The following is a 25849-nucleotide window of genomic DNA, read 5'->3' on the forward strand; positions in this document are numbered from 1 at the left end:
ATATTTCGTCAAAGTTTCATTCTTTATAAATGAAGTCACGCCAACCTAATTCCTGTAACACCAGGGACCTTATTTTTTAAACGCAAAGCTGCGTGCAGGGTTTTTGACGAAAAATTTATCAATTAACATCTCGCCGCCAAAGCCATTTTTATTTGCTTCGTCTATAAACCTCGGTACCCAGTTACCGATTATATTTTTTAATCCTAATCCATGATCGTAATGTTTGTAGTAGGATTTTCTAGCTGTATCTCCACTGACCAATATTTGGTCTTCATACCCTTTTTCTACTAAATTCAATATACACTTGATGCGGGTACTTTCAGGGGCATATTTGATTTTTGAAATGCCATCAAAGGAAAGCAGTGCGCCTGTTTGTGCCATTTTTTCATGGTAATATGGATCTGGATTACGGTCCATGTGGCCAAAACTGATATATTCTAAATTAACACCTTCACTTTTTAGTAACTCGACCTGCTCAAGTCCCATCGTCCCTGCTTCTGTATGGGAATGCAACGGAGCCTTGGTCTCATGATGTGCTCGCGCTACTGCACGCAATGTCTTTTCTTCCAAAGGGGTTATCCTGTTGTAACCTGTCCCAAACTTCACTTGGCCACCACGAATATTCGTACCTTCTAGTCCCTCTTCAATTTCGCGGATGACAAAATCAGCAAGCTCATTGATAGATTTGGCATCAATCCATTCATAATACGTGTTATAATCACCGACTACCTTTTTCACATGCTCAGGTATTTGAGCATCCCATAGAAAGCTCTTATTGAATCCTGCTGTGCCCACGATGGTTATCCCTGTTTCCTCGGCGATTTCTTTTACCGCTTGTACATCACGGCCATAATCGACTGCAGTTGCGTCGACAATTGCTTGCCCCCCTAAATTTTTGAAATCCAGTACATCTTGCTTGGACTTTTCTTTATCATCTAAGAGCAGATCATCCGCTTCATGTTCTACCCAATATGGCGGGCGGCAGACAATATGTTCATGTGAATAGGTAAAGCCTAATTTCTTTGGATCTATATCACCATGCATTGTTCTAATAAAACTCATGTTCATCACTCCTGAATTGAACTTTTATTAATTGAAAGGGGAAAAGGGAGAATGGCCATCTCCCTATTCACTTTTATATTAGAAAAGCAGTTGTGCCAACCAACGGACGATTGGGCCTAAAACAAACATGTCTGAATCCGCTGCCCACATTGCCGTATCCGGAATGGTATCTGGCAATAGCATTTTCACCGTGATGAATTGCCCCCAAGCTACGACAGTAGAAGTAATAAAACCAGCTATGATGGCACCTCTGGCACCCCCAGTGGCATTACCAAACACACCTGCAGTCGCAGAGTGGAAGAACAATACAATCATTGTCGGAACAAATACGTAACCAACTGTATTTCCCAAAATAACCAACCAAATCAAGGCTCCGATGAATGATCCTAAAAAGCCTAGGATGACTGCGTTCGGTGCGAATGGGAATACAACCGGACTGTCTAACGCGGGTTTCGCACCAGGGACGATTTTAGTCGCTATACCTTTAAACGCTGGCACCATCTCGCCGATAAACATACGTACACCCAGTAATACAACTGCAATCCCTGCGGCAAAGGTGAACGACTGGATGATGGCGTACACGATAAAGTTCTGTTCTCCAGCGGCTTCGACTAACGCTTGCGATCCTGGTGTATCTTTAAAGGAAATGATGATCGCACCGATTAAAAACAGTAATCCCATTGTCAATGCCGTAATGACATTGGAATCTCTTAAAAATTCCAGACCTTTGGGCAGCTTGATTTTTTCAGAGTCATTTTCTTTATTACCAAGATACTTACCTGCAAGGGCACTTAGCAATGAAACAGAAGCGGAGGTATGCCCTAATGCAATATTGTCATTGCCCATAATTTTACGCATGAAAGGCTGTGTCAATGCCGGTTGAATAGTCCAATATAATCCCATGAACACAGCCAGAAAGATGACAAGTTTCTCAAATGAAACATCACCGGCGGTCTGGATCACAATACCCGCAAAAATGGTCGTCGTCCAGAACATCATATGACCAGTTAAATAAATGAATTTAAGTCTAGTAAACCTGGCTAGTAAAACGTTAATGATAAATCCTAACGTCATCGCTAATGTGACAGCACTGCCATACTTCGCGTTAAACCCTTCTTGCCCTATGAAATTCCCGAGAGGCTCTTCCGAAAGGTTGAATACTTCCTTCCATAATGGCTCAAATACCGTAAGTGCATTAGTGATTACAGTTGCACCCGCACTAATGATTAGAAAACCAATGACAGCTTTAAAAGTTCCGCTGATTACTTGACTCGTACTTTTCTTTTGAAGCAGCAATCCTAAAAGGACGATGAATCCTAGCAAGATTGCTGCTTGTCCGAAAATATTCGTGGCAATCCAAAAAATGACATCCATTTCATATTCCTCCCAATACCTATTTAATCTGTGACATTTTCATCTATTGCCTTGTTTATCTCATCCATATCAAAATAGTTATTTACAATGAAGACCTTTGCACTATGGCCAACGAGACCTTCTGCAAGTTCGTTGCTGGTGATGATGTAATCCGCCTGCATACTTGAAGCTGTCGAGACATCTGTATGTTCGACATCTGCGCTAATCCCCTTATCTGCTAATGCCTGTTCCACATTCATTTTCAAAATCAAACTTGTTCCTTGTCCTAATCCGCATACAGTCAATACCTTAATCATGTTCATCGCTCCATTTCCAAAATGTTTTTTATATCTTCATAACTTGTAGCTGATCTCAATTTATCTACATTAACAGGGTCGTTTAATAAAGTTGTCAACTTTTGCAGTAAGATGAGGTGCTCATCACTTGATGATGCACCAAGACCGAATACAAGGTGTACCGGGTCATTTGCGGAATGCCCGAATACGACAGGCTTCTTTAGCTGCACAAGAGACACGGATGCTTCCTTCACCCCATCTTCGGGTCGCGCATGTGGTATCGCTATGCTGGGCGCCAACACGAAATAAGGGCCATTTTCCTTATATGAATTCCTCATCGCTTCAGTATATGATTTCTCTACAAGTCCCTCATCCACTAAGAGATTTCCGGCTGCTTCAATAGCACCTTCTGCATCGGCCACTTCCAGACCAATCTCTACGATGCTTTCTTCCAAAAACTTCATCAACTTCACTCACCTTATTATGCTGTTAATTTCGCACTGCACCGTATGTTTTAATAGGTTCGGCAATTTCATTTGCATCTGTCGCATACATTATTTGTTCTTTGTTTTTTTTGTCCGAAAATAGTTTCGTAAGCTGGGATAAAGCTTTTAAATGCTGTTCATTATCTTTTGAGGCTAAAACAACAATGACTTTTGCAGGTTTTCCCAATATATCGACTGGCTCTTCCAAATGCAGCATGCTCATTCCGGTTTTCATCACGCCATTATCCGGGTTGGCATGCGGAAGGGCAAAGTATTCCGATATGATGATATATGGGCCATTTGCTTCCACATTTTCAATCATCTTGAATATATATTCTTCTTGGATATATCCTTGTTTAAGTAATGGCTCCGCGGCAATTCTTATAGCCTTTTTCCAACTAGATACCTGTTTTCTTAATAAAATCCTATCCGGTGGCAGAAGTTCAGCGAGGTTTGGCTTTGGCGTTTCACTTTCCATATTGATCGGAGGATGCAAGTATCTTCTAAGTTCTTTGGATAGTGCCTTGTCATCTTCTATCACCGCATATCGTTTCACAATATCCATGATTGTCTCCACCGAGTAAATTTGTTTTTTCGACGAATAGTCAAACAAGCTGTTCACCTTGATCAACAACTGCTCTTTGTCTTCATTATTTAAAACAGGGTTAATGACAAAGACTGGAACTCCTTTGTCTTCGAGCGCTATCGTGGATACAATGAAATCGACATCTAAATCCATTTTTTCATATTCTCTTAATGATGCTACTCCGGTAGTTTGGATATCCGAAAACAGTCCTTCCAGTTGGCTTTCCAGCAGCCGTGATGTGCCTAATCCATTCGTACATACAATAAGCATCCTTTTTACGGTTTGTTCAAGCATCAGACCTTCTTTTCGAAGCCACCCACCAAAATGCATCGCAATAAATGCGACTTCACTTTCTGCGATCGACTGACCAATCAAATCTTCAAAATGGTGCACGACCTTTTTTGTTAAATGAAAAACCTCAGGATAATTTTGTATGACCGAATCCCTCAATACATTTTCAATTTCAATCCCATATTTTATTCGGTAGTATGCAGGCTTTAAATGTAGCAACAAATTTTGGATCATTTGTTGTGGCTCCTGAAACTCTATCGCAGCATACAGTTGAAAGTCTGAAACCATTTTCTCCACAACTTGCAATAATTCCTGCATCTCATCGCTTTCTAATCTTGTACGAAGGTTGTAATTGACTTTCGCGCTTAAAAGAAACCTCGTGAAATAATGGACTTCATTATCCGGGATCGTCATATTCAATGACTCGGATAAATGTTTACATAGTAAATAGACGCCCGCATATTCATCCGTTGTTTCAATGACTTCCTTTTCAATGGAGTCTACCTCCACAAACTCCTTTTGAGAGATACGTCTTAAGAAAAAGAAAAACCAAATGACAATATTGTCCAAAACCTCATCCGTAAATTCAATCATAAATCGTTGTTCATAATCATGTATTAACTGACGTAATACGCCTATCAAATGTGTATTAAAAAGTGAATAAGGCTGCAATGCTTGATTCCTCTTGGGAGCATCTTGTAAATCGGATAGGACATCATGCCAGCCTTCATGTGGGGTCACCATTGATAGATAATTGATTAACAACATTCTTATCTTATTTTCATTTCCCCTGATGATGTATCCTGTTTTTCGTTCTGTATGAATGCTCAACTGGTAAGCTTTGACTTCTTCCTTCAGCTTTTTAACATCCTCTAGGATTGTGTTCCTGCTTACTTGAAAGAGCTGCCTGATATCTTCTAAAAAACAAGCTCGGTCCGCTCCCGCAGCATGAATGAATATCCAAGCCTTCCTCTCTACAGGAGAGAATTCATAATAAGTCATTCCAGTGAAAAAATTGTTCCTTATTAGTTCTTTCCTAGTCGGCTTATCTATATACAAGCCCTGTCCTCTTACCTGTTTGATTTTGGCAAGGTGATGTTCCGCCAACCAATCATTAACTTTTTCAAGGTCACTGTAGATGGTGCGTCGCGACACATTTAGCAATGCGGCAAGCGCCTGGACAGTAATATACGAATCCGCTTTCGAAAGCTTATTTAAAATTGCCATACTACGTTGATCCATCATTATCCTCCTAATCAATTGTTCATTTGTAGTATGCCTATATCTGAATTATAATAGGATTTCATCCTTAAGATAAGACCAAGTGAACCACATAGAAGTGTGCAAAATTGTACTGATAAGCAGGCAGATTTAAATTTGGATATTCCTGTCTCCAAAATTTGTGAATACCTTTGTCTGTTCACTTATAAATTCTCCATAAATAAAAACCCGGAAGTATATCCGAGTTTTATTTTCAATTTACATTATATTACCTCTCACTGCGTTAACGAATTCTACTGCTTTAATGTAATCTACTACGTTATATTCGGCTTCATGTGGTTTTTCAGCAAAAGCAAAGGAGACATTCCCTATTGTGGTTGGGTCCAATCTCCATGATTTACAAGAACTATGGTATTGAAGAATTCCAGTTTTATGATGGATATTATTACAATTCAAAGCAGTAACCCCACCGCCAGCCAGAATTTCGATTTTATCCCCGTAGCTATGCTGCAATTCCGCTAATAATTCTACCCCACGCCCTGCAGTTGTATTTAATCCGCTGGTCAATACCCGCTTTACTCCCAAATCAATAAGTAATTCCATTGACCTAAAAGGATTTTTGACCCCATCAAATGCTCTGTGAAAAATTGCATCCTTATTACCTTTATGAATCACATCTATTATTTTCTTATTCTTTTCTTTATCAATATTCCCATTCTCATCTAAACACCCAAATGCCACGCCCTCAATATCATACTCCACCATAGATTCAATATCCGCAAGTATCGTGTCAAGTTCATGGTCATTATAATTAAATCCGCCCGGACGCGGCCTAGCCATGACTACAAGGGGAACATGACAAGATTCAACTGCCAACTTGATAGTTCCAAGAGATGGTGTTAATCCAAATAAATACATGGCATTGTTTAATTCTATTCGATCCGCTCCTGCTCTCTGTGCGATTAAAGCATCCTCTATACTGCCACAACATATTTCAGCGACTTTTTTCATTCTATTCTTCCCCCTTCCCCATTCTTTGATCGACCTATTACACCATCTATCAGAAAAAGAAATGAATTTAACACTGTTCATCAGAGGTATAAACTGTCGCCTTGCTTCTCTCTCCAGGTGTCATCTTATTAGCTGCCCGTCACGCTACGGCGAATTCAGGGTGTTGGGTATGGTCACCGCCTGCCTTATCCTGCAATACAGCGGTTGAGTAGCCACAACATGTTGCATTGTATTTTCTCGGCATTCTGCTTCTTCGAATGAAGATATTCCATAATCCTTGCCATGTTAATCCTCCTTGGTCTCTGTTCAACATTAAATCATCGGTATTATATTTAAGCAATTTTTATCATCTCATAGTAGATCGTATTCAGCAGTTACAATTAATACGGGAGGATATTAGATCATCGATAAGAAAAGGTGATGTCAATACATGACTCGCGGTGCCTTTCCTATATTACTTGGGTCAGACAGCTGCCTAAGCATGAAATCAGCAAGATCCGCACGTGAGATCGTTAGAATGAAGGAATGCTGTTCAATGGTCTCCCCGCTTCTGTAATTGCCTGTCTGGTTGCCATTTGTCAATCTTGGGGGACGAACGATCGTCCAGTCGAGATTGCTGTTCTTTACAATCTGTTCCTTGACCTCATGGTCGGCAACTACATTGCGGAGCAATTGAACAACGATGTATTTAATAAAGAAACCTAATCCCTTACGACCTTCCTTAACCCCTAGGAAGGACAAATAAATGAATCGGTTTACGTGTTGCTTCTTCATCGCTAACGTAATGTTGTCAACACCTTCAATCAGAGCCGGATCCCTTCGCAAAGGAGAAGAAGCGCCAAGCGCGCAAAGTACCGCATCCTGCTCCTGTATAGCACGTTCGACCGAGGCGTAGTCAGTCACATTTCCTTGAATGAACTTTAACTGATCATGTTGAATTTGTAACTTCGACGGATTACGCACAAATGCGGTCACATGATGTCCCTGCGCTAACGCCTGTTTGACCAGTTCATGTCCAGTAGCACCTGATGCGCCGAAAATTATAATATTCATCATTTCACCCATTCTTTCGCTTTGTTTATAGTACAAATCATATTGATCCTACTGGGGTTCACCAACAAAACTCGGAAATCGTATGTTAAGAGCAAACATAAGCCACAAACATCTATGAGAAACATATCATTTGCTTAATAAATAATGTTATAAGAGTATATTTCAAATTTTGTTGTTGCAACAATTGCGGTTATACAAATGGCTGACAGTGTACAGTTTTAACGTTTTGCTGTTACAGCCCCATATACGTTAATAACTGTTTCAATTTTAGAGCAATCTGTAGTTTTCATAGAATATCCTCCAAAAATGGTTAATAGAATCTAGGACGATGCTTTTGCATGGATTAAACAATAGTAATTCGTTACCTTAATACCTCTGTCTGTTCCTTTGTCATGAGCATATTTTTCGAACTGCCTTTGGACTTTTTCTAAGTGCTGTTCTTTGACATAATCAATAAACTTTTTACTCTGGCCAAAGAATATGTAGTTAATAACATCTTCTGGAGTAGGTATATAAGCAATTTCCTCTATGGTTTTGGTCTTTATGTTCTCAAACCCACTTTTAGCTAACCTCTCATTTATTATGTTAAGGGTTTCTGCTCCATTAGAATTCGGTTCAATCCACCCTTTATAATAATCTCCAATGTCAGATAGCCAATTATATAGATAAAGTAACAATATTGTACCTCCAGGTTTTACTACTCTATTACCTTCTGGAAACCAACTTGTTGGTCCTTTCTTTGTGTAAACAACATCAAAGTAATCTGTTGGGAAAGGAAGCCCTAATCCATCTTTTGTATTTCCAACTACGTACCTTACATTGGGCTTTTTATTTTTATTTGCAGTTTCAATAAACCCTTCCGTCATATCGTATCCAACCACTTCTTCTGCATAATCAGACCAGCTATTGGTGTACTCTCCATGACCACAACCAACATCGAGTACTTTCCCGCCGCGGAGTATATTCCTTAATTCCTCAGTTAATATTTCTTCTGCTAATATTCCTTCATACTTAAAATTACACGTGTACTCATATTTACCTGATTCAGCCGCAATATGATCCATTCTTTCCTTATAAGTTCCTGTTAAAAGGCGATTGGATAAGTCAGAAAACAAAGCTACCTCTCCCTTCAAAACAATTATTGTTATTTTTATCAATCTAGTAATAACTTTCTAGATGGTTAACATTGACTTTCGAAAGCTATATTTCTTGCTATCCTTGGAAATCGCTTTCATTTTTAAAAATATCAATTACCTTTTTCGAGTTTGAGAACTATAAGCGAGCCAGGACCTCCTCCAATAATAAAACCCATTGTTAATCCAAACATCATGTTTCCGATAATAGGCGAAAAGATAGTATAACCAATGATTAAGCCAGCAACAACAAACAATAAATAGATACCTACTAATTTTGATTTTGATTGGCTAATGTCTTGATCCCTTCCTTCATTCAAAATATAATAAGAAAATTCCTGCTTGTTCATTTGGCTGACTTTTTCGAATAGTACTTATCATTTTATCATAACTCTAAACAATGATATGATTTCTCGTAAACATTCATTTGTATAATGGTAGTATCAATACTGGTATCTCTATGAAAACAACTAGGAGGAATAAGCTTGAAGGAATTTGGTGAACTTTTGTATGCTGGTAAGACCGACAGTAACAAAAATTGTTTTGCATTTATTATTGTAGGAATTATAGCCTTTGTCGGCGCAAATTTTATCTATGCAAAAACGATGTTAATGGTCATTGGTGTCGTGTTTGCACTCATCGGATTATACCTGCTTCTATTTAAACGAAGTAAAAAAATTTCAATCTATGAAAATACGATTGTTTTGACTATAAAGGGGCAAGAACTCTCCATTCCAAAAGAACAGATTAACCATATCGAATATCAGAAAGTAAAAGTTAGAAGAAGTCCGGTCGTGAGTTATTATCCAATACTTGTATTAGACAATCAACACAAAGTTTTGATTAATAAGGCATTTAATTCCATTATCAATCAGGATTTCAAGAATGTTATCGAGTCATACATTTGAACAGGATGATTTTAAAAAGGGCTATTCCAGAAACTTAGTTTTCACTGACTTTCTGGAATGGCCCTTGCTCTTATTTATAATACTTCAACTGATATTTTTTCAAATAGTTCCCCGCCAACAAAGACACTTAGTTCCCAGACCCCTTCTGAGGGGAAATTCATATTTGATGGAATATGGGCATCTGCTCCATTATTAGGACCAGCTATGGCAGAAGTAACGATCGTCTCTTCATCATTGGTATCAAGGTTAACGCCTGTAACTTTAAAGTCTTTTTCTTCAAAGTCTTCATTCCCCCATAAGTGCCACATGTACTTATTTGGTTTATTAGCAACTAAATCTTCATTTTCATTTAATATAAACCCTACTTTATTTTCTTCACCTAACATCGTATAGTTGTCAGCTTTAAAATAAGTAGCTTCTTTGGTTTCTATCCCTTGTTCTTCTTCACTAGTCCCATTCGAACAACTAACTAAAATGATTAGAATAAATGGGATTAGCATGGACATGAACCATAGGTTTTTTTTCATCCATTTTCCCCTTTCCATATTTAATAAGTTGATTATGTTCCAGTTTAACATAATATTGGTATTTTTTAATCAATTCCCAAATTTTCAATAAAAAATAATTGAATTATGATGTAAACTATACTTAAAATCCCCCTCGATGGCTCCTCTTATCCCCGCTCAATTTCTCAAATATCCTTCTCCAAGTCAAGCCTTTCAGAACTCCGATTCCATAGCTCGGCAGCACGTTCTTTATTATAAGATTCCTCTGAGGATGGGATTTGTTTGCGGCCGTCCCAATACGTCCCGCTGGTAATAGAGCTGCTATTAATAAGGTTTGCAAGATCGTCTCCCGATTGTTTGGTTGAGCGAATGCTAGGGTGAACAAAACGCAGGATCGGCATAATTGTTCCACGTGAAACATTGAAAGGGTTTACAATCACTCGTTAGTGTTGAACCTTTGCCAAGCATCATGCCGGGATTAAATGCTACTACTGAGATTGAAAGCTTGGCCTTGCGGATTCTATTTATTAGCTCATAGGAAATTGATTGGAATAGTAGATAAAATGAAAGAAGCCACGAAAACAATTATCATAGCAGCTGGGGGAAACTAAGGATTGGGTTTTGAAACGGAAAAAGCCATAGCTGTGTCCTCAACAGATTGGCATGTCGTCATCACTTCACGAAATCAACAAAGGGGAAATGAACCAGTTATTGAATTGATTTTCCCATTCACTTATATAGACCTATCCCCTATCACGAATCACGGTTTTCCACTCACATTTCATCACTAATTGCTGCTCTTTCAATTCCGCTGAAAGATTTCCGTTCATTTTTTCCATTAAACTTTTGGCAATGGCTAATCCGAGTCCTGTTCCTTTTCCCTTCCTTGCTTGATCCGCTTTATAAAAGCGATCAAACATGTGAAAGAGATCTTCTTCCTTTAATTGCAGAGCTGGATTACTAATCGTCAGCTCAACGAATGAAGGGTTCCTTTTTAAATAAATGGTTACATTGCCAGTAGAATGCTTTAAAGCGTTTGTAACTAAGTTTTCTATTACCCGCTTGACTGCAGAGACATCAGCCTCGACCCTTATCTCATCCTCCGGAATATGAATAGTTGGCTCGATATGCTTTTGATTGATTTCTTCATAAAAACCTACTAAAACCTCCAGGACCAAATCATTTAATTGAATGGATTCTATCTTTAATGGATAATCTGCTGACTCAATAATGGATAACTCAAAAAAGTCTTCTAGTAGCACTTTTAACCTTGAGGCACCATTTTTTACAATCATGGTATACTCTTTTCTTATGTCCGCAGGGATATTATCATCCTCTAAAAATTGAATATACCCCAAGATTGAGGTCATCGGGGTACGGATATCATGGGAAATACTTGAGATTGCTTGCTTTAACTCATTTTCTGTTCGTCTTTTTTGGGCAGTCGCCCTCTTCGTTTCATCTATTTGGATATTTATTTCCTTTGCTAATTTTTCCAAATCCTTATCATAATATCCGAGTCTGATTTTCATATCCGTTTCAGCTTGGTATCTCTCCTGCAATTGTTCATTCACACTTCGTATTTCCTTTTTCAGGAAAATAAAGCGGATGAGAATAAATAATGCGATTAAAATTGAACATATTGCTATATACACCATTTACCTCACCCGCTCATTTCCTTATTTTATTTCCCTTTTATAGAATAAGATGCTTCCCAAAATTCCGAAAGCGACAAAAGTTACAACCGGAACGATGAGCAATTTAAACATTTCAACCCCATGAACTGTATCTACATTTACGATATCTAAAAATAACTTAAATACCGAATAGTTAAAAAAGCCTTCAAATACTGGAGATACGCTGCTTAATACATACAAAATACTATCAAAAAGCAGGAAAAAGATCAGCATAAAACCGATGGCCTTACCACTATCCGTAAAGATTGTAGCAAACAATGCCATTATTGACGCAAAAGCGATTGTATAAAGAATTGTTAATCCAATTGTTGCTGCAAAGTATCCGATACCCGGCATTCCGTTGAAATGAGGAAAAACGGAGGAAGCTCCTGTAAAAATAATGGGAAATATCAATGAGATTAAAATGGCCCCAATGGAGTAGACAATCAATTTTGCAAAATACATACGGACCCTGCTATTTCCCGAAGAAGCAATACTTTTCATCGTTCCAATTGAATATTCATTGGAAATAAAGAAACCGGCTAATATACAGGGAACAAGTCTTATCACATAATTGTTTCCTGCGAGAATAGTATCTCGATAAAAATCAATGACTTTAATCGTATCGGCTCCCTCATCAAATACAATTAACAAAGGATAGGAAAGACTAATAGCCACAAGAATGAGGACCAACGTCCATAATGATCGGTCCTTCTTTAACTTATACCATTCTGCCATAATGAGATTACCCATGATGAATACCCCCAATACGATTTGTAAAATAAGACTCCAGGTCCTGTCCCATTGGCATGAATTGCTCAATGACCAGGCCCGCATTTACAAGTATTGATGAAACCTTTCCAGGGGCATCAACATAGCCGAATAGTTTAATACATCCATCTGGCATGACTTCAAAATCATTTGTTGAAAGCGTCGTTTCTATAATCGTGGCAGCTTTTTCAGGATTATTTACTTTAATATGCAAAAATTGTTGGCATTTTTGATTAAGTTCATCTATTGTTAATTGCTCCAATAAATCCCCATGATGAATAATCCCATAATGGGTCGCAAGCAAATGTAATTCGCTCAATATATGGCTGGAAATTAAAATGGTCATGCCATATTCCTGATTCAATTTTTTCAATAGCTGTCGTATTTCAACGACCCCCATTGGATCTAGCCCGTTGATAGGCTCATCAAGAATTAAAAATTCAGGATCTCCAAGTAAGGCAATGGCTATTCCTAGCCTTTGTTTCATTCCTAATGAGAAGTTTTTTGCCTTCTTTTTTCCTGTATTCTGAAGACCTACGATGGCAAGTGTTCTTTCTACACATTCTTTCCCAGGAATTCCTTTTAAAAGCCGGTGTGCTTCTAAATTTTCAGCAGCTGTCATATGCGGATATAATGCCGGCCCTTCTATGATTGTACCGATCCGCTTCCTAGTCTTATTCAGCTCCTGCCCATGGCTATGCCCAAATAATTCAATCGAACCGGTAGTGGGATTGGCAAGACCTGTTACAATTCGAATAAGTGTAGATTTTCCAGCACCATTTTGTCCAATGAACCCATAAATGGATCCTTTTTTTATCGATAGGTTCACTTTATTTAGAGCCATCTGATTTTTAAACTGTTTTGTTAAGTTACTTGTTTTCAGTACATAATCGCTCATACATTTCCCTCCTTAACATGATGCTTTTAGTATAGAAAGGAAACCTTTATAAACTCTTAAGGAGAATCTTAAGAAAACCTTAAGTTTTAAGTCGATACCCCATTCCCCAAACGGTCTCGATATACTGCTCATCTGGGTTAATCGCCGCTAGTTTGTTTCGTATGTTGCTTATATGTACATTCATCGTATTATCATCCCCGTAAAACGCCTCTTTCCAAACACTTTCAAACAAATTTTTCTTCGTGAAAACCTTTTTCGGCGATGACAGGAAGAGAACTAATATCTCGTATTCACGTGCTGTAAAATTTAGCTGCTTCTCTTGTAGAAAAACGGCTTTAGCCTCTTGATCAATCTCTATGTCTTTATGTTTAAGCCGCTTCGTGTTTGGTCGTTTATTTATTCGCTGGTATCTTCGCAAATGAGAATCAATCCGAGCAGACACTTCCTCAATATCAAAAGGCTTTGTAATATAATCGTCAGCACCGGTTCTTAACATACCTATTTTTGTTTCTTGATCTATTTTTGCTGAAATAATAATAACTGGGATATTACGTTGTTCAGCAATCTTTGTCAGGATTTCATCCCCAGACATCCCAGGAAGCATAAGATCAAGGAGTAACATATCCCATTCCTGCTTTTCCAAGTACAGCATTGCTTCTGTACCAGAATATACAGGCTGCGGATGATAGCCATTCTTTTTTATGATGTTACATAGCAATTGATTAATATCATCGTTATCTTCTACTACTAAGATGTGGATTTGTTCACCCATACTTTGCTCCACCTTCATTTTTGGGATTCGTTTGGCATATATAACGCATAACTTTTTTGCTAACGCCCATTATGGAATATACCGTATTTCTTCATAATCCTATTCTTCAATGAATATCATCATAATTAACTTTATTCTATCCTGTTACTTTCCCAGGAAATTTCTATTTTTGCTTGGTAATACTTTATTTATGTTTTGGCTCAGTACCTGTTATTGGTAAAATAAATATTACCATCATTTAATTATTATGAGAAAATCATACTCGTCAAAACAAGGAAGATAAAGTTTATTTACCTCTAACTCTAAGTTCTCAAAAATCATCTTTTACACCTTTTTTATAATTTTTTTATTTCTCATGTAACTTTTGCGCTATTATATACGTTATACATAAGAATTTCATCTGAAGGAGGAGTATTATGTTTAAAATTGGCGGTATTTTTATTCCAGTAACAAATATTGAAAAATCTACAGAGTGGTATGAAAAGTTTCTTGGTGTAAAGAAAATTGATAGCTGGGAAGATGGTGCAGGCTTTTATTTACCATCTGGGTCAACCCAATTAGCCTTGGTAAAAGTTGAAGCCCCCCAGCCCACTGAGTTTATCATCAAGGGGAACCAGAAAAATGCCTATTACAATTTTATCGTTGATGATATTGAAACTGCCCATCAACACTTTAAATACAACGACGTAGTGACTACTGAAATTGACGCTTTCGGTGACATGAAGTTCTTTGACTTTTTCGATTTAGATGGAAATCCGTTTAGTGTGGTGAATGAAGTAAAAGGTTCTCCTTTTCATTCAGATCATGTTAAGGAAATGCAGAAAAATGATTTAAAAGATAGATTATAAGCCTTATAAAATTTTCCACACACTACCTTATGGTCACAAAGGTAGTGTTACCATTCAAATAAGATTAGTAATTCTACCTAATTAATCCTTTAGTGTAAGAGTAGTATTAACCACTTCATTACTTTTTAAGACCATTGTTCTCAATAAATTTTTCAAAGTCATCGGAGGTGTTTTGAACAATTCGATGTTGATTAAATCTCTCATATTCTTGAATCGCAATCTCATCTGCGACGGCTTTTGATACCTTTCCAGCATTTTCAAGAATATCACGATCATTAAATTTCAGAAATGCATTTAATCTATCATTCCAATCTTTCATATACATTGGTCGTTTTCGTTCTGCTTGATCCTCCGCATAATCCAAATACATTGTAACAATTCGATTAAGCGACTTTAACTCTTTTTCAGATAAGTAATTTTTAGCAACAGTAACATCTCGTTTACGTACTTTATCCCCTTTCCATGAAGTAAGCCCCATATTTTCTTTCTCTGATTTTACCCTATCTACAATAAGTTCTGCAGCAGTTTGACCATGTATAGCAAAATGAAGTTTATTCTGAACCGTAGCAAAGAAATCTTGTGTAATTTCTGCCTTTGGATTGTAGTCAATTGATGTAGCGTAAATATTAGTTATCTTCTGATAGAACCTTTTCTCTGAAGCACGAATATCACGGATTCGTTCCAGCAATTCATCGAAATAATCCTGTCCAAAGTTGCGCATTTCTTTCAAACGCTCGTCATCCATGGTAAACCCTTTAACAAGATATTCATTTAAGCGTTCTGTTGCCCACTGACGGAATTGAGTACCTCGATGGGAACGTACTCGATAACCGATTGCGATAATCATTTCAAGATTGTAGAGTTTGGTCTTGTAATTTTTCCCATCTCTAGCAGTTGTCAAGTAATACTTGACAACTGAATTCTCATCTAATTCCTTTTCTTCAAAGATATTTTTTATATGGAGACTTATGTTCTGCTTAGTCGATTGATACAATTCCGCAATTGCCTTTTGCGTCATCCAAACAGTTTCATTTTCTAATCTAACATCTATTTTTGTGTTTCCGTCCTCTGTTTGATAGATTAAAATGTCTGTTTTGTTATCCATTCCATTCACTCCTTTTTTATAAAATTTATTGGACACTTATTAGGTTTTCTTCTACCGAATATTATAACATCTAAATATAAGAAATTTAATAAGATAGGAACATTTATTCCCTTTAACTTAGCACAAAAAGAAAACTCCTTACATTCATGAAAGAATCTAAAGGAGTTTACAATTTACTATTTGATTTTTTCTAATACAGTTTTATTCATTTCAATTTCAACCCTTTGCTTTACCACTATTTATGATACGGTTCCCCCCTATTAATCCTAAACCCCCGATACACCTGCTCCAACAAGACCAATCTCATCAATTGATGGGGAAAGGTCATTTTGGAGAACGAGAGGGCATAGTTGCTGCGGTCTTGGACTTCCTTGCTCAAACCGAGAGATCCGCCAATGATGAAGGCAATTTTACTTTTGCCATAGGTGGCGAGGTCGTCCATTTTTTTGGCAAGTTGTTCTGAGGTGAGCATGGCACCGTTGATTTCTAGGGTGACGACGTGGGTGTCTTGGGATATGTGAGTGAGGATACGCTCTCCTTCTTTGTGCTTGACGATTTCCATATCTGCTTCGCTTAAGTTTTCCGGCGCTTTTTCGTCTGCTACTTCGATGATCTCAACTTTGGCGTAGGCACTTAAGCGTTTTAGATATTCTTGGATACCTTGTTTCAAGTATTTTTCCTTTAGTTTTCCAACGCTGATAATCGTAATTTTCATTAGGTTCGTTCCTTTGCTTTGCGATAAAATCCGCTTTCTCTTCTCATTAGTGTAGCAAAAAAGGGACTTGCTTCCTACTCCCTTTCTAGCTAACATGGCCTGTCCCTTTACTCTTTATTTTTGCTGTCGAAAGTTCTCTTTTAAGAATGACAATGCTAGATTGCTTCTTGTACAGAAATTATCATTCCTTAAACCTAAAACTATTAATTAGCTGTGCGAGCTGTTTGGGTGACTGATCCATGTTGTTGGCAACCCATTGTTTTATAACGTATATGCTGCCACTGATTAAATAAGTAATCACATATTCGGAAGTATTCGCATCTACTTCATCGCTGGTGATCTTACTTTGGATCAGAAAGGAACGGACGACATCCATTACACGTCTTTCAAATGTATGATCGGCATTTTCATTGAGGAGTACTTGGAACATTTCATACTTGGAAACGACATATTCCAGAAGCCTTTCTGTCAGCTGAAGTACTTCCCGCTCCTGCTCAACATTGTATTGATTTAAATACATATGTAGGTCTGTGATGATTTCTTCTTCTATTTGCGCAAGCAGGTCAAATTGGTCTTTGTAGTGCGCGTAAAAAGTGGAACGGTTGATATCAGCCCGTTCGCAGATTTCTTTAACGGTGATAGCCGAAATCGGCTTGGTCTTCAATAAAGTGATGAAACTATCCATTAAAACCTTTCGGGTGTACTTCTTTCGTCGATCGAGTTTTTTGTTCATTAAATTGTCACACTCACTTTTACTTTTCTTCAACACATCGATCTTATGTGTTGGTTTTTACACTTTCAATACAAAACTGTCTGTTGTATCTCCAACACGGTGTCGTGTATAATGATATCGTGTTTGAATGGATAGAGCAAGAAAGGATGAGCAAAGACAGAAATGACAGAACTTATTTTAAAATATAAAAAATCGATTGTCATCACCTTTGTCGTTCTGGCAATTGTTAGTGCGGTAGTGCAGTTTGGCGTTAGGACCAATTATGATATGGTTGACTATCTGTCCGATGATGCACCATCGATTAAATCCACGAATGTGATGGATGAAGAATTTAACGATGATGTGCCCAATACACGGGTCATGATAAAGGATGTCGACATCCAAGAAGCATTAGCATACAAACAGAAATTGGAAGACATTGCTGGTGTCTCTGGGGTGATGTGGCTCGATGATGTAATGGATATTACAACACCCATCGAAATGGAAAATAAAGATACCATTGAAACGTACTATAAAGATGACAATGCACTGTTTTCCTTTGAAATTGAAAGTGGAAAAGAAGTGGAAACGACAGATGCCGTCTATGAGTTGATTGGTAGGGATAATGCGATGTCAGGAGAGGCTTTGAATACGGCGAAATCGCAACAATTAACAGGCGATGAGTCAATGAATGCAGCGTTCATTCTTGTACCCGTTATAATTTTGATTCTGCTGTTGTCCACTACTTCATGGCTGGAGCCGGTGTTTTTCCTTATAACTATAGGCGTCTCCGTTCTGATTAATATGGGGACGAATATCTTTCTAGGTGAGGTTTCCTTTGTCACCCAAGCTGTCGCTCCGATTTTGCAGCTGGCTGTGTCACTTGACTACGCCATCTTCCTGCTTCATAGCTTCACCGATTATCGGAAGACAGAGGCGACGCCAGCGGAAGCGATGAAGCTGGCAATGAAGCGGTCTTTTCCGGCAATTGCAGCTAGTGCATCAACAACAGTCTTTGGATTTACAGCTTTGATGTTTATGAATTTTGGGCTTGGCGCAGATTTAGGCTTGAACCTGCTGAAAGGAATTTTGCTCAGTTTCATCAGTGTGATGATCCTCCTCCCAGCTCTCACGTTAATGCTGTATAAATGGATTGATAAAACTAAGCATCGTGCCTTCTTGCCTAGTAAATATAATTTCGGGAAGTATATCGTGAAACTTCGGATTCCGGTCCTATTGATCGTGGCTATTCTCATTGTTCCGGCTTTTTTGGCACAAGGAAATACGGATTTCCTTTATGGAACTGGAGACAATCCCGCCGATACACGTGCCGGTCAGGATGAGCGTGCAATTGAAGCTGTGTTTGATAAATATACCCCGATGGTTCTGTTAGTACCAAAAGGAGATCTGGCACGAGAAGAGCTACTAGTACAGGATCTTGGTGATCTCGATGAAGTGAAAAGTACAATTTCTTATGTGAATACTGTCGGGGCAGGTATACCGTCAGGGTATCTCGATGAATCGGTAACTGAATCATTCTTTTCGAAGCATTACAGTCGTATCACTTTAAATACGACAACGGATTCGGAGGGTGACGAGGCATTTGCTCTTGTCGAAAAGGTTAAACAAATTGCCACTGATTATTATGATGATGATTACCATGCTCTTGGGGAAAGCGTGACGATGTACGATATGAAGGATATTGTGGAAAAGGACAATACGTTAGTCAACGCACTGACAGTGATTTCGATTGCCATTGTTCTACTGATCACATTCCGGTCGATTTCCTTCCCTGTCGTTTTATTGTTGACGATCGAGACATCCGTATGGATTAACTTGGCCGTCCCGTACTTAACCGATTCACCACTTGTTTATATCGGGTATCTGATCATCAGTACGGTCCAGTTGGCAGCAACTGTCGACTATGGCATCTTATTTACCGAATACTATACGCAACTCCGTAAAGACATGAGTGCATTGGAAGCCGTGAAGAAAACCATTAATGAGAAGACATTCTCCATTGCGGTGTCTGCCTCTATTCTGTCCAGTGTCGGATTTATTTTGTCGGCGACGTCATCAGATCCGATCGTCTCGTCCATTGGACTCTTACTTGGACGCGGTGCGTTGTTAGCCTTTATTGCCGTATTGCTCTTACTACCGGCACTGCTCATCGTATTCGACCGATTGCTTGAAAAAACAACCTGGAAGCCGAATTTTTATAAAAAGAAAGAGGAGTGATATGATGCGATCTAAACAAATAGCAGCCGTGATGATGGGAACCTTTTTGGTATTTGGCTCACTTCCTTTTTCAGTGTTAGCGAAAGATAATGAAAATGAGGATGCCTATACCACGAAGGACGAAGCCATTTACGGCAAGCTGGGAGCAAATGGATCTTTGCAAGATATGTATGTGGTCAATACATTCCATGACACGAAGCCTGGCACCATCACAGATCATGGAGATTATACGGATGTTCGAAACTTGAGTAATTTATTAGATATCGAACAGATGGATGATAGTAAGGTCCGTTTTCAAGTGGAAAAAGGCGATGATAATTTTTATTATCAAGGTGCCATTGATAATCGGCCACTGCCATGGAATATTGAAATTACCTATATGCTGGATGGAAAGGAAATAGATCCTAATGAATTAGCTGGGAAAAATGGATCTCTAGAATTGCAGATTAAGACCTCTGGCAATGATGATGCAGACCCTGCATTTTTCGAGAATTACATGATGCAAATCTCGTTGACGCTTGATCCAGTCAAGTTTGATCAGATTCAAGCTCCTGATGCAACCAAAGCGAAATCCGGTAAAGATACGATGCTAACCTTTACGGTTATGCCGAAAAAGGAAGAAACATTCATTGTATCTGCCGATGTGACGGATCTTGAATTGGACCCGATTAACATATCAGCAACACCGGCTGCGATTCCTTTTGATGATCCGGATTTGGGAGATATGAAAGGGGATATGACATCCCTGGCAGACGCGATTAAGAAGATTAATGACGGGGTTGGCGATTTGAAGGGTGGCATTTCGGACTTGAATGGTGGTGCCACCGAACTGAGTAACGGTTCTAGTAGTTACCTGAATGGGATCAATCAGCTGAATCAATCATCCGGTGAACTGGTCGGCGGTTCCTCAGAGATCCAAAAGGCTCTACAGCAAGTGGCGGGTGCATTACAAAGTGCTCCAAATGAGACTCCTGACACAGGTGATCTCAAGCAATTACCAGAAGGTCTTCGCGCATTAGCAGCTGGCTTAAACGAAACGGCTGATGGACTTGATGAATTGCGTACTAACTATGATAAGGCCTATAGTAGTTTAGCTGAGGCGCTAAACGCGGTCCCGAATGGTAACATCACAGAAGATCAAATAGAGGAATTATTAAAAAGTGATGTCGATCAGGAAGTTGTCAACCAATTATTAGAGTCTTATGAATCAGCTCAGAGAGCCAAAGGTACGTATGAGTCGGTGAAGCCCTTATTTGATGCAGTGACGGGAACATTGGATAACATTTCTGGTGCAGTACGAAAAATGGCAGATGAAGCCAACTCTACCGCATCTGCAGTGGAAAGTGGATTGGATAATATGGATGGTTTTGATGAACTGGAAAAATTGCAATCAGGCATATCAGACCTTGCATCACAGTATCAATCTTTCCATCAAGGCTTAGCAGAATACACCAATGGCGTTAGCGATTTGGCATCAAACTATCAAGAGATTGATAAAGGTATCAAGGGACTTGGCAGTGGCACTGCTTCTCTTGATGAAGGTACCGGAGCTCTTCAGAACGGCACGGAAGAACTTGAAAAAGAAACCAGTGATTTGCCTAACGAAATGCAGTCCGAGATAGATAAAATGCTAGAGGAATATGATACATCTGATTTCGAGCCAATCTCGTTTGTATCTGAGGAAAATAAAAAAGTCGATGTGGTACAATTTGCTCTGCAGACCGAATCGATTGAAATCGAAGAACCTGAAAGCATAAAAGAAACAAAGGAAGAACAGAAAGGTCTTTGGGATCGGTTCTTAGATTTGTTCCGCTGAAAGGGAAGATAACTACTCTCCCTCCTAAAAACAGACGAATGATGATAGCTCGCTCCACTTAATAAAGCGTGCCAGGTACTGAAACAATTTTGAATCATTTCAGTACCTGGCACGCTTGTCTTTTTATATACTCCGTTTAATGAAGGCGATCTCGGATTTAACTAATATTTACATATATACCAATAACCCCTTCAATTATAAAGTCATATATTATTTTCCACAATATATCATCTACGTCCACAGAGCCTTAACCCCGCTGTCTTTAAATCAGCGGGTTCTATTTGTGGTGGTCTCTGAGGAGTGATTCTTTAATTCGGCTCCATATGAACATGGACATCGTAAACCCCGTATTTCTCGATCATGACATTTTCTACACGGCTCGCTATATCATGGGCTTCATGAATATTTAAGTTCTCATTGACTAGAATCGCAACATCGATGACTTCATTATTCCCATAATTTCTGCCTTTGATTTCTTGGATTCCATTCACTCCATCGACCATAGCGATGACGTCGTGATAAAGTTGAATTTTTTCTTCATCAAATCCATCGGAAAGTTCATGAGATGCTCCTTTAAAGATATCCCAGGCTGTTTTACAAATTAATAGTCCCACAATAATCGCTGTTACTGTATCAAGCCATGGCATATTGAATTGAGAACCAAAGATACCAATTGCGATCCCTATACTTACCCAAGCATCGGAAAGATTGTCTTTTGCTGCAGCCATAACCGCTTTGCTATTAATTTTATTCGCTAATTTTTTGTTATAGCGATAAATAAAATACATGGCTAGCGCTGAAAAGACTCCTACATATCCTGCCAACATATCTGGTGCGACCTTTTCCTCCTGGAACATGGAGGTGATGGCATCCCGCAATACTTGAATGCCGACGGCTAACATAATAAAAGAAGCAATCATCGAGGAAATCGATTCACTTTTCCAATGGCCATACCGATGATCCTGATCAGGTGGTCTTCTCGATAACTTGAGCCCAATGAGGACGGCAACAGAGGCAATAATATCGGTAGTATTATTTAAACCATCTGCTTTTAAAGCAGTGGAGTCACTCATATAGCCAAAAACTAATTTTAAGATGGAAAGGCAGATATAAGCCATAATGCTAACAATGGCTCCTCGTTCGCCTAATTTAAGATTTTTGTACTTTTGCTCATCCATCTTTGTCCCTCCCTCACCAAGCGCTTGTATCCATCATACTGAATGAACTATGAGTGGGTCTATAGAAACCTTTTTATCTGACTCTATGTTAATGAGCGAAAGGCAAGTATGTTGCATTAAGGAAAAACCCCTTATATCACCAAAAAGCTTGCTCAGCCTTCGTTCGCTTTTTATTTATCCACAACCTGAATAGAGTTACCCACAGGGCAACATTTCATTTATTACACACAGGTTACGAACAAGTTATACACAATAGTTATCCACATATACACAGATCCTATCCACATTTCGTGATTAGAATATTAGTTCCCCACAAGATATGCTGCTACGTTTCGACAATATTCACAGGCTGTTGATAAATTCCCTTCTGTTTGTAGCTTCTCTATATTAGTGCTGTTTCACATTCATCGACAATCAGATCTAAAGCTGCTTTTACATGTTCTTCACAGCAATCCACCTTCATAAACGCCTATCCTGCTTGCTTTTACAACAACTTGCATTTTCTTACTTTTTGATTAGAATCTTTTTTTCATGCTTTACTTTTTGTATATTAAACGCTTTTTCGACAAAGGCACAGATCTAGGTTATCCACAAGTAAGTATACTCAATCTTTTTTCTCACGAAAAAACGGGAAAGTAATCATCACCTTCCCGTTTTACAGTTATCCACATTTACATTCGTGATTCATCTGTTAATTTAAGAGTGGCTTTGTTCAATTCACCACCTCTGTAATATTTCACCTCCATAGAATCTCCTACGCTTTTCTGATTATAGAGGTGCTTTCGTAATTGAAGAATATCATCTACTTTTTCTCCATCAAGTTCAACAATAACGTCCAGCTCTTTTAGACCTGCACTTTCTGCTGGAGAATTCGGCACAACTGATTCAATCATCACGCCTTCTTGTACATCTTTAGGCAATTTTAATGTCTCCTGTTGATGATAAGCCGCCACTTCATTGACATTCCGTAATGTCACTCCCATCGAAGGACGTTTGACTTCGCCAAATTTCTCTAAATCCTCAATCACTGGAATTACATAGTTGATCGGGATGGAAAAACCTATTCCTTCTACAGCACTTTCAGCAATTTTCATGGAGTTAATGCCAACCACTTGGCCGCCAATATTCACTAAAGCTCCTCCGCTATTGCCTGGGTTAATTGCTGCATCCGTTTGTATAACCTCTGCCTGCCAATCAGGAATTCCATCCTGGTTAATATCAACTGGGACCGTTCGATTCACACCTGAAATGATTCCTTGGGTAACTGACCCGGAGAATTGCAATCCAAGTGGGTTTCCAATTGCGAGAACAGGCTCGCCAATCTTCAGAACATCTGAATCACCAAATTCGGAAATCATCTCATCAGGAATATCTTTGGAGTCAACTTCTACAACAGCAAGGTCTGTCCAAACATCGCTTCCTCTTAATTCTGCTGGAAACTTTGTCCCATCTTCCAATGTGACCTCTAATTGAGAAGCTCCTTCCACCACATGATGGTTCGTAACAATATAGACAGTATCGTCAGCTTTTTTATACATGACACCTGAACCGACTCCGGCTTCTTGGTCTTGTCCCTCAGCTCCAGACCAAAAACTAGAGGTTTGAATGTTCGTAATCCCGACAACCGCTTTCGCCGTTTTATCGACTGCGGACGTAACATCTGTTGTTACATCAAGAGAAACATTTTTCGACGGAGCATTTCCCTGATTACTTTGTCCTGATTCCACTCGCGTATGATCATTTGTATTACTCGTAACAGCAGGATAAATCATAACCACTAATAGTGCACCAATAATGCCACCAACCAAGCCGATGAAAAAGCTTGATCCCTTCCCCCTTTTTCGATCTCGGTTTGTGCTGTGATCATCGTAATACCCCACACACACCATTCCTTTCTATAAACTCTTCCGTTTAGTTTGGCTTTTCTTTCTTATATTATAATCTAAAAGCGAAACTTTCAAAAAGGAATCGTCTCCGTTATGATCGTTAGCCATTTTTGTTCTAACAATATCAGTGTCCCAGCTCAACCTATACTGTGGGTTTAAAAAAAGCCTTCCTATCTTGTTTAGGATAGAAAAGCTTTATGAAAACCTCCTGATTACTCACGTGAAAAATCGTTTGGCAGTGCTTCTTGATAATTTCCATACACATCAACTGACTCCATAATCTGATCATCGATATAATGAAATCCCTGTATGTCGGACATTATATCCTCTGTATCTGATTCATAATCATCGATAAGCAAATAGTATTGGATATAATCTACTTTTCCATGTCGCGGAATTGGGATAAGTGAACGAAATTCACTATCAGTTTCAGGTGCCAAGTCATATTCCTGTTTGGAATCATATATTTTTAAAAGATCAGCATCAAATGTCTGCTCTTTATCGGTCAAATTTTCAACACGGATATGTACTTTGACATGACCACCACCACGATCTTCCATCAGATAGCCGGTTACTTTGAAACGATGCTGCACTTCAAAACCATTTACAATCTCTGTGTCGGATTCATTTTGCTCATCAGCCCAGGTCGCTTCATCTTCATTGGTTCCCGACTCCTGATTCCAATCTGCAGCCAGCTGCGCGTATTCCGTTGGTACCTCATCACTTAGCGTGAGTGGGTAGTGAACATTCTCCAAATCACCATAATATTGTAAATGGAAATCTCTGGCTGAGACTGTCTCCAAAGCCTCGTTATCTGTGACTAAATAATGGGCGATGATCGCCGCCTCTTCATGCGCCTCTACGGTTATAAAACGGGGCACTTCCCCTGTGCTTGCACCATATCCATGCTCAATTTCTGGATCCTCTGGCTCTAGAACAAAATCATCTTCCATCACTTTGATCGCCTGATTCCCTTCATTTTTGACGACGAACAAAATAGGGATGGTATGATTGCTATCCACTTCATTTGTCGTAAAATAGCCAGTAAATTGGACGTCCTTCTTTTTCTCAGGGTCACTTGCCCCATTCCCATCACCTTGACATCCCCCTAGCAAAATAAATAGGAAAATAATTGGTATTAATAATAGTATCTTTCTCATTATGTAGTCCTTTCTCCCTGTTGTAAAATACCTATATATGATACACCAATTTTCTCCTTGTTGAATAGATCTTTTTAATGCCATTAGATTGGGCTGCTAGCAGGCTATTTTACTTTTTCATGCAAAAAAGCCCCTCCGCCAGTCGATCTACGACTTGCAAGGGACTTTC

At 38.8% G+C, this 25849-nt stretch carries 26 protein-coding genes; 4 read left to right on the plus strand and 22 right to left on the minus strand.

The window, feature by feature from the left end:
* Positions 1-69 precede the first annotated feature (69 nt).
* From KI375_RS14170 to KI375_RS14215, 10 genes are all read right to left on the minus strand, one after another.
* Entirely contained in the window at positions 70-1062 is a 993-nt protein-coding gene (locus tag KI375_RS14170) for a phosphotriesterase family protein (RefSeq protein WP_212974124.1), read from the minus strand.
* 78 nt (positions 1063-1140) lie between these two features.
* On the minus strand, positions 1141-2436 hold the full coding sequence (locus KI375_RS14175; protein ID WP_212974125.1) for a PTS ascorbate transporter subunit IIC: 1296 nt from the start codon (positions 2434-2436) through the stop codon (positions 1141-1143).
* A gap of 23 nt (positions 2437-2459) precedes the next feature.
* On the minus strand, positions 2460-2729 hold the full coding sequence (locus tag KI375_RS14180; protein WP_207452424.1) for a PTS sugar transporter subunit IIB: 270 nt from the start codon (positions 2727-2729) through the stop codon (positions 2460-2462).
* A 5-nt stretch (positions 2730-2734) separates the two neighbouring features.
* Complete coding sequence (locus KI375_RS14185) at positions 2735-3175, minus strand: PTS sugar transporter subunit IIA (protein WP_212974201.1); 441 nt, start codon at positions 3173-3175, stop codon at positions 2735-2737.
* A gap of 25 nt (positions 3176-3200) precedes the next feature.
* Positions 3201-5315, minus strand: a complete 2115-nt coding sequence (locus KI375_RS14190) for a BglG family transcription antiterminator (protein WP_212974126.1) — start codon at positions 5313-5315, stop codon at positions 3201-3203.
* Between the two features lie 237 nt (positions 5316-5552).
* Positions 5553-6305: a copper homeostasis protein CutC gene (locus KI375_RS14195; protein WP_212974127.1), complete on the minus strand. Its 753-nt coding sequence runs from the start codon at positions 6303-6305 to the stop codon at positions 5553-5555.
* Between the two features lie 139 nt (positions 6306-6444).
* Complete coding sequence (locus KI375_RS27410; RefSeq protein ID WP_244852637.1) at positions 6445-6645, minus strand: hypothetical protein; 201 nt, start codon at positions 6643-6645, stop codon at positions 6445-6447.
* Positions 6646-6728: 83 nt separating this feature from the next.
* Complete coding sequence (locus KI375_RS14205) at positions 6729-7394, minus strand: NAD(P)-dependent oxidoreductase (protein ID WP_212974128.1); 666 nt, start codon at positions 7392-7394, stop codon at positions 6729-6731.
* A 284-nt stretch (positions 7395-7678) separates the two neighbouring features.
* Complete coding sequence (locus tag KI375_RS14210) at positions 7679-8515, minus strand: class I SAM-dependent methyltransferase (protein WP_212974129.1); 837 nt, start codon at positions 8513-8515, stop codon at positions 7679-7681.
* 89 nt (positions 8516-8604) lie between these two features.
* A complete protein-coding gene (locus KI375_RS14215) occupies positions 8605-8841 on the minus strand; it encodes a hypothetical protein (RefSeq protein ID WP_212974130.1) in 237 nt (78 codons plus the stop codon).
* Positions 8842-8976: 135 nt separating this feature from the next.
* On the opposite strand from KI375_RS14215, the gene KI375_RS14220 reads away from it, so the two are divergent.
* A complete protein-coding gene (locus tag KI375_RS14220; protein ID WP_212974131.1) occupies positions 8977-9399 on the plus strand; it encodes a hypothetical protein in 423 nt (140 codons plus the stop codon).
* 74 nt (positions 9400-9473) lie between these two features.
* On the opposite strand, the gene KI375_RS14225 is transcribed toward KI375_RS14220, so the two are convergent.
* The 6 genes from KI375_RS14225 to KI375_RS14250 form a co-directional block, all read right to left on the minus strand.
* Positions 9474-9926: a hypothetical protein gene (locus KI375_RS14225; RefSeq protein WP_212974132.1), complete on the minus strand. Its 453-nt coding sequence runs from the start codon at positions 9924-9926 to the stop codon at positions 9474-9476.
* 164 nt (positions 9927-10090) lie between these two features.
* Complete coding sequence (locus KI375_RS14230; protein WP_212974133.1) at positions 10091-10306, minus strand: hypothetical protein; 216 nt, start codon at positions 10304-10306, stop codon at positions 10091-10093.
* Positions 10307-10648: 342 nt separating this feature from the next.
* The gene (locus KI375_RS14235; RefSeq protein ID WP_212974134.1) at positions 10649-11563 is read right to left on the minus strand and encodes a sensor histidine kinase; all 915 of its coding nucleotides are present in this window, start codon (positions 11561-11563) and stop codon (positions 10649-10651) included.
* 21 nt (positions 11564-11584) lie between these two features.
* Positions 11585-12334 (minus strand): ABC transporter permease, encoded by a 750-nt coding sequence (locus KI375_RS14240; protein ID WP_212974135.1) that lies wholly within the window; start codon positions 12332-12334, stop codon positions 11585-11587.
* On the minus strand, positions 12327-13250 hold the full coding sequence (locus KI375_RS14245) for an ABC transporter ATP-binding protein (protein WP_212974136.1): 924 nt from the start codon (positions 13248-13250) through the stop codon (positions 12327-12329). Before KI375_RS14245 ends, KI375_RS14240 begins: the two co-directional genes overlap by 8 nt.
* 79 nt (positions 13251-13329) lie before the next feature.
* Positions 13330-14022 (minus strand): response regulator transcription factor, encoded by a 693-nt coding sequence (locus KI375_RS14250; RefSeq protein ID WP_212974137.1) that lies wholly within the window; start codon positions 14020-14022, stop codon positions 13330-13332.
* 416 nt (positions 14023-14438) lie between these two features.
* Between KI375_RS14250 and KI375_RS14255 the strand changes: the two genes are divergently transcribed.
* Positions 14439-14870, plus strand: a complete 432-nt coding sequence (locus KI375_RS14255; RefSeq protein WP_212974138.1) for a VOC family protein — start codon at positions 14439-14441, stop codon at positions 14868-14870.
* A 118-nt stretch (positions 14871-14988) separates the two neighbouring features.
* Here KI375_RS14255 and KI375_RS14260 read toward each other — a convergent pair whose 3' ends face one another.
* From KI375_RS14260 to KI375_RS14270, 3 genes are all read right to left on the minus strand, one after another.
* The gene (locus KI375_RS14260; RefSeq protein ID WP_212974139.1) at positions 14989-15975 is read right to left on the minus strand and encodes a virulence RhuM family protein; all 987 of its coding nucleotides are present in this window, start codon (positions 15973-15975) and stop codon (positions 14989-14991) included.
* A 235-nt stretch (positions 15976-16210) separates the two neighbouring features.
* Complete coding sequence (gene rlmH, locus KI375_RS14265; RefSeq protein WP_212974140.1) at positions 16211-16690, minus strand: 23S rRNA (pseudouridine(1915)-N(3))-methyltransferase RlmH; 480 nt, start codon at positions 16688-16690, stop codon at positions 16211-16213.
* Between the two features lie 181 nt (positions 16691-16871).
* Entirely contained in the window at positions 16872-17423 is a 552-nt protein-coding gene (locus tag KI375_RS14270) for a TetR/AcrR family transcriptional regulator (RefSeq protein WP_212974141.1), read from the minus strand.
* A 162-nt stretch (positions 17424-17585) separates the two neighbouring features.
* Here KI375_RS14270 and KI375_RS14275 point away from each other — a divergent pair, with 162 nt between their 5' ends.
* Positions 17586-19640: an efflux RND transporter permease subunit gene (locus KI375_RS14275; protein WP_212974142.1), complete on the plus strand. Its 2055-nt coding sequence runs from the start codon at positions 17586-17588 to the stop codon at positions 19638-19640.
* A gap of 4 nt (positions 19641-19644) precedes the next feature.
* Positions 19645-21456, plus strand: a complete 1812-nt coding sequence (locus tag KI375_RS14280; protein WP_212974143.1) for a methyl-accepting chemotaxis protein — start codon at positions 19645-19647, stop codon at positions 21454-21456.
* A gap of 308 nt (positions 21457-21764) precedes the next feature.
* On the opposite strand, the gene KI375_RS14285 is transcribed toward KI375_RS14280, so the two are convergent.
* The 3 genes from KI375_RS14285 to KI375_RS14295 form a co-directional block, all read right to left on the minus strand.
* The gene (locus KI375_RS14285) at positions 21765-22634 is read right to left on the minus strand and encodes a cation diffusion facilitator family transporter (RefSeq protein WP_212974144.1); all 870 of its coding nucleotides are present in this window, start codon (positions 22632-22634) and stop codon (positions 21765-21767) included.
* Positions 22635-23305: 671 nt separating this feature from the next.
* Entirely contained in the window at positions 23306-24514 is a 1209-nt protein-coding gene (locus tag KI375_RS14290) for a S1C family serine protease (RefSeq protein ID WP_212974145.1), read from the minus strand.
* Between the two features lie 218 nt (positions 24515-24732).
* On the minus strand, positions 24733-25680 hold the full coding sequence (locus KI375_RS14295; protein ID WP_212974146.1) for a DUF4352 domain-containing protein: 948 nt from the start codon (positions 25678-25680) through the stop codon (positions 24733-24735).
* Between the last annotated feature and the right edge of the window lie 169 nt (positions 25681-25849).

This window comes from Bacillus sp. J14TS2 (assembly GCF_018333015.1).
GTDB lineage: Bacteria > Bacillota > Bacilli > Bacillales > Bacillaceae_C > Lederbergia.

What these genes read in the sequence shown, in the direction of transcription:
- KI375_RS14170 (WP_212974124.1), bottom strand. Translation starts at nt 1,062, where the DNA reads ATGAGTTTTATTAGAACAATGCATGGTGATATAGATCCAAAGAAATTA.
- KI375_RS14175 (WP_212974125.1), bottom strand. Translation starts at nt 2,436, where the DNA reads ATGGATGTCATTTTTTGGATTGCCACGAATATTTTCGGACAAGCAGCA.
- KI375_RS14185 (WP_212974201.1), bottom strand. Translation starts at nt 3,175, where the DNA reads ATGAAGTTTTTGGAAGAAAGCATCGTAGAGATTGGTCTGGAAGTGGCC.
- KI375_RS14190 (WP_212974126.1), bottom strand. Translation starts at nt 5,315, where the DNA reads ATGGATCAACGTAGTATGGCAATTTTAAATAAGCTTTCGAAAGCGGAT.
- KI375_RS14195 (WP_212974127.1), bottom strand. Translation starts at nt 6,305, where the DNA reads ATGAAAAAAGTCGCTGAAATATGTTGTGGCAGTATAGAGGATGCTTTA.
- KI375_RS14215 (WP_212974130.1), bottom strand. Translation starts at nt 8,841, where the DNA reads ATGAACAAGCAGGAATTTTCTTATTATATTTTGAATGAAGGAAGGGAT.
- KI375_RS14225 (WP_212974132.1), bottom strand. Translation starts at nt 9,926, where the DNA reads ATGAAAAAAAACCTATGGTTCATGTCCATGCTAATCCCATTTATTCTA.
- KI375_RS14230 (WP_212974133.1), bottom strand. Translation starts at nt 10,306, where the DNA reads ATGCCGATCCTGCGTTTTGTTCACCCTAGCATTCGCTCAACCAAACAA.
- KI375_RS14235 (WP_212974134.1), bottom strand. Translation starts at nt 11,563, where the DNA reads ATGGTGTATATAGCAATATGTTCAATTTTAATCGCATTATTTATTCTC.
- KI375_RS14240 (WP_212974135.1), bottom strand. Translation starts at nt 12,334, where the DNA reads ATGGGTAATCTCATTATGGCAGAATGGTATAAGTTAAAGAAGGACCGA.
- KI375_RS14245 (WP_212974136.1), bottom strand. Translation starts at nt 13,250, where the DNA reads ATGAGCGATTATGTACTGAAAACAAGTAACTTAACAAAACAGTTTAAA.
- KI375_RS14250 (WP_212974137.1), bottom strand. Translation starts at nt 14,022, where the DNA reads ATGGGTGAACAAATCCACATCTTAGTAGTAGAAGATAACGATGATATT.
- KI375_RS14255 (WP_212974138.1), top strand. Translation starts at nt 14,439, where the DNA reads ATGTTTAAAATTGGCGGTATTTTTATTCCAGTAACAAATATTGAAAAA.
- KI375_RS14260 (WP_212974139.1), bottom strand. Translation starts at nt 15,975, where the DNA reads ATGGATAACAAAACAGACATTTTAATCTATCAAACAGAGGACGGAAAC.
- rlmH (WP_212974140.1), bottom strand. Translation starts at nt 16,690, where the DNA reads ATGAAAATTACGATTATCAGCGTTGGAAAACTAAAGGAAAAATACTTG.
- KI375_RS14270 (WP_212974141.1), bottom strand. Translation starts at nt 17,423, where the DNA reads ATGAACAAAAAACTCGATCGACGAAAGAAGTACACCCGAAAGGTTTTA.
- KI375_RS14275 (WP_212974142.1), top strand. Translation starts at nt 17,586, where the DNA reads ATGACAGAACTTATTTTAAAATATAAAAAATCGATTGTCATCACCTTT.
- KI375_RS14280 (WP_212974143.1), top strand. Translation starts at nt 19,645, where the DNA reads ATGCGATCTAAACAAATAGCAGCCGTGATGATGGGAACCTTTTTGGTA.
- KI375_RS14285 (WP_212974144.1), bottom strand. Translation starts at nt 22,634, where the DNA reads ATGGATGAGCAAAAGTACAAAAATCTTAAATTAGGCGAACGAGGAGCC.
- KI375_RS14295 (WP_212974146.1), bottom strand. Translation starts at nt 25,680, where the DNA reads ATGAGAAAGATACTATTATTAATACCAATTATTTTCCTATTTATTTTG.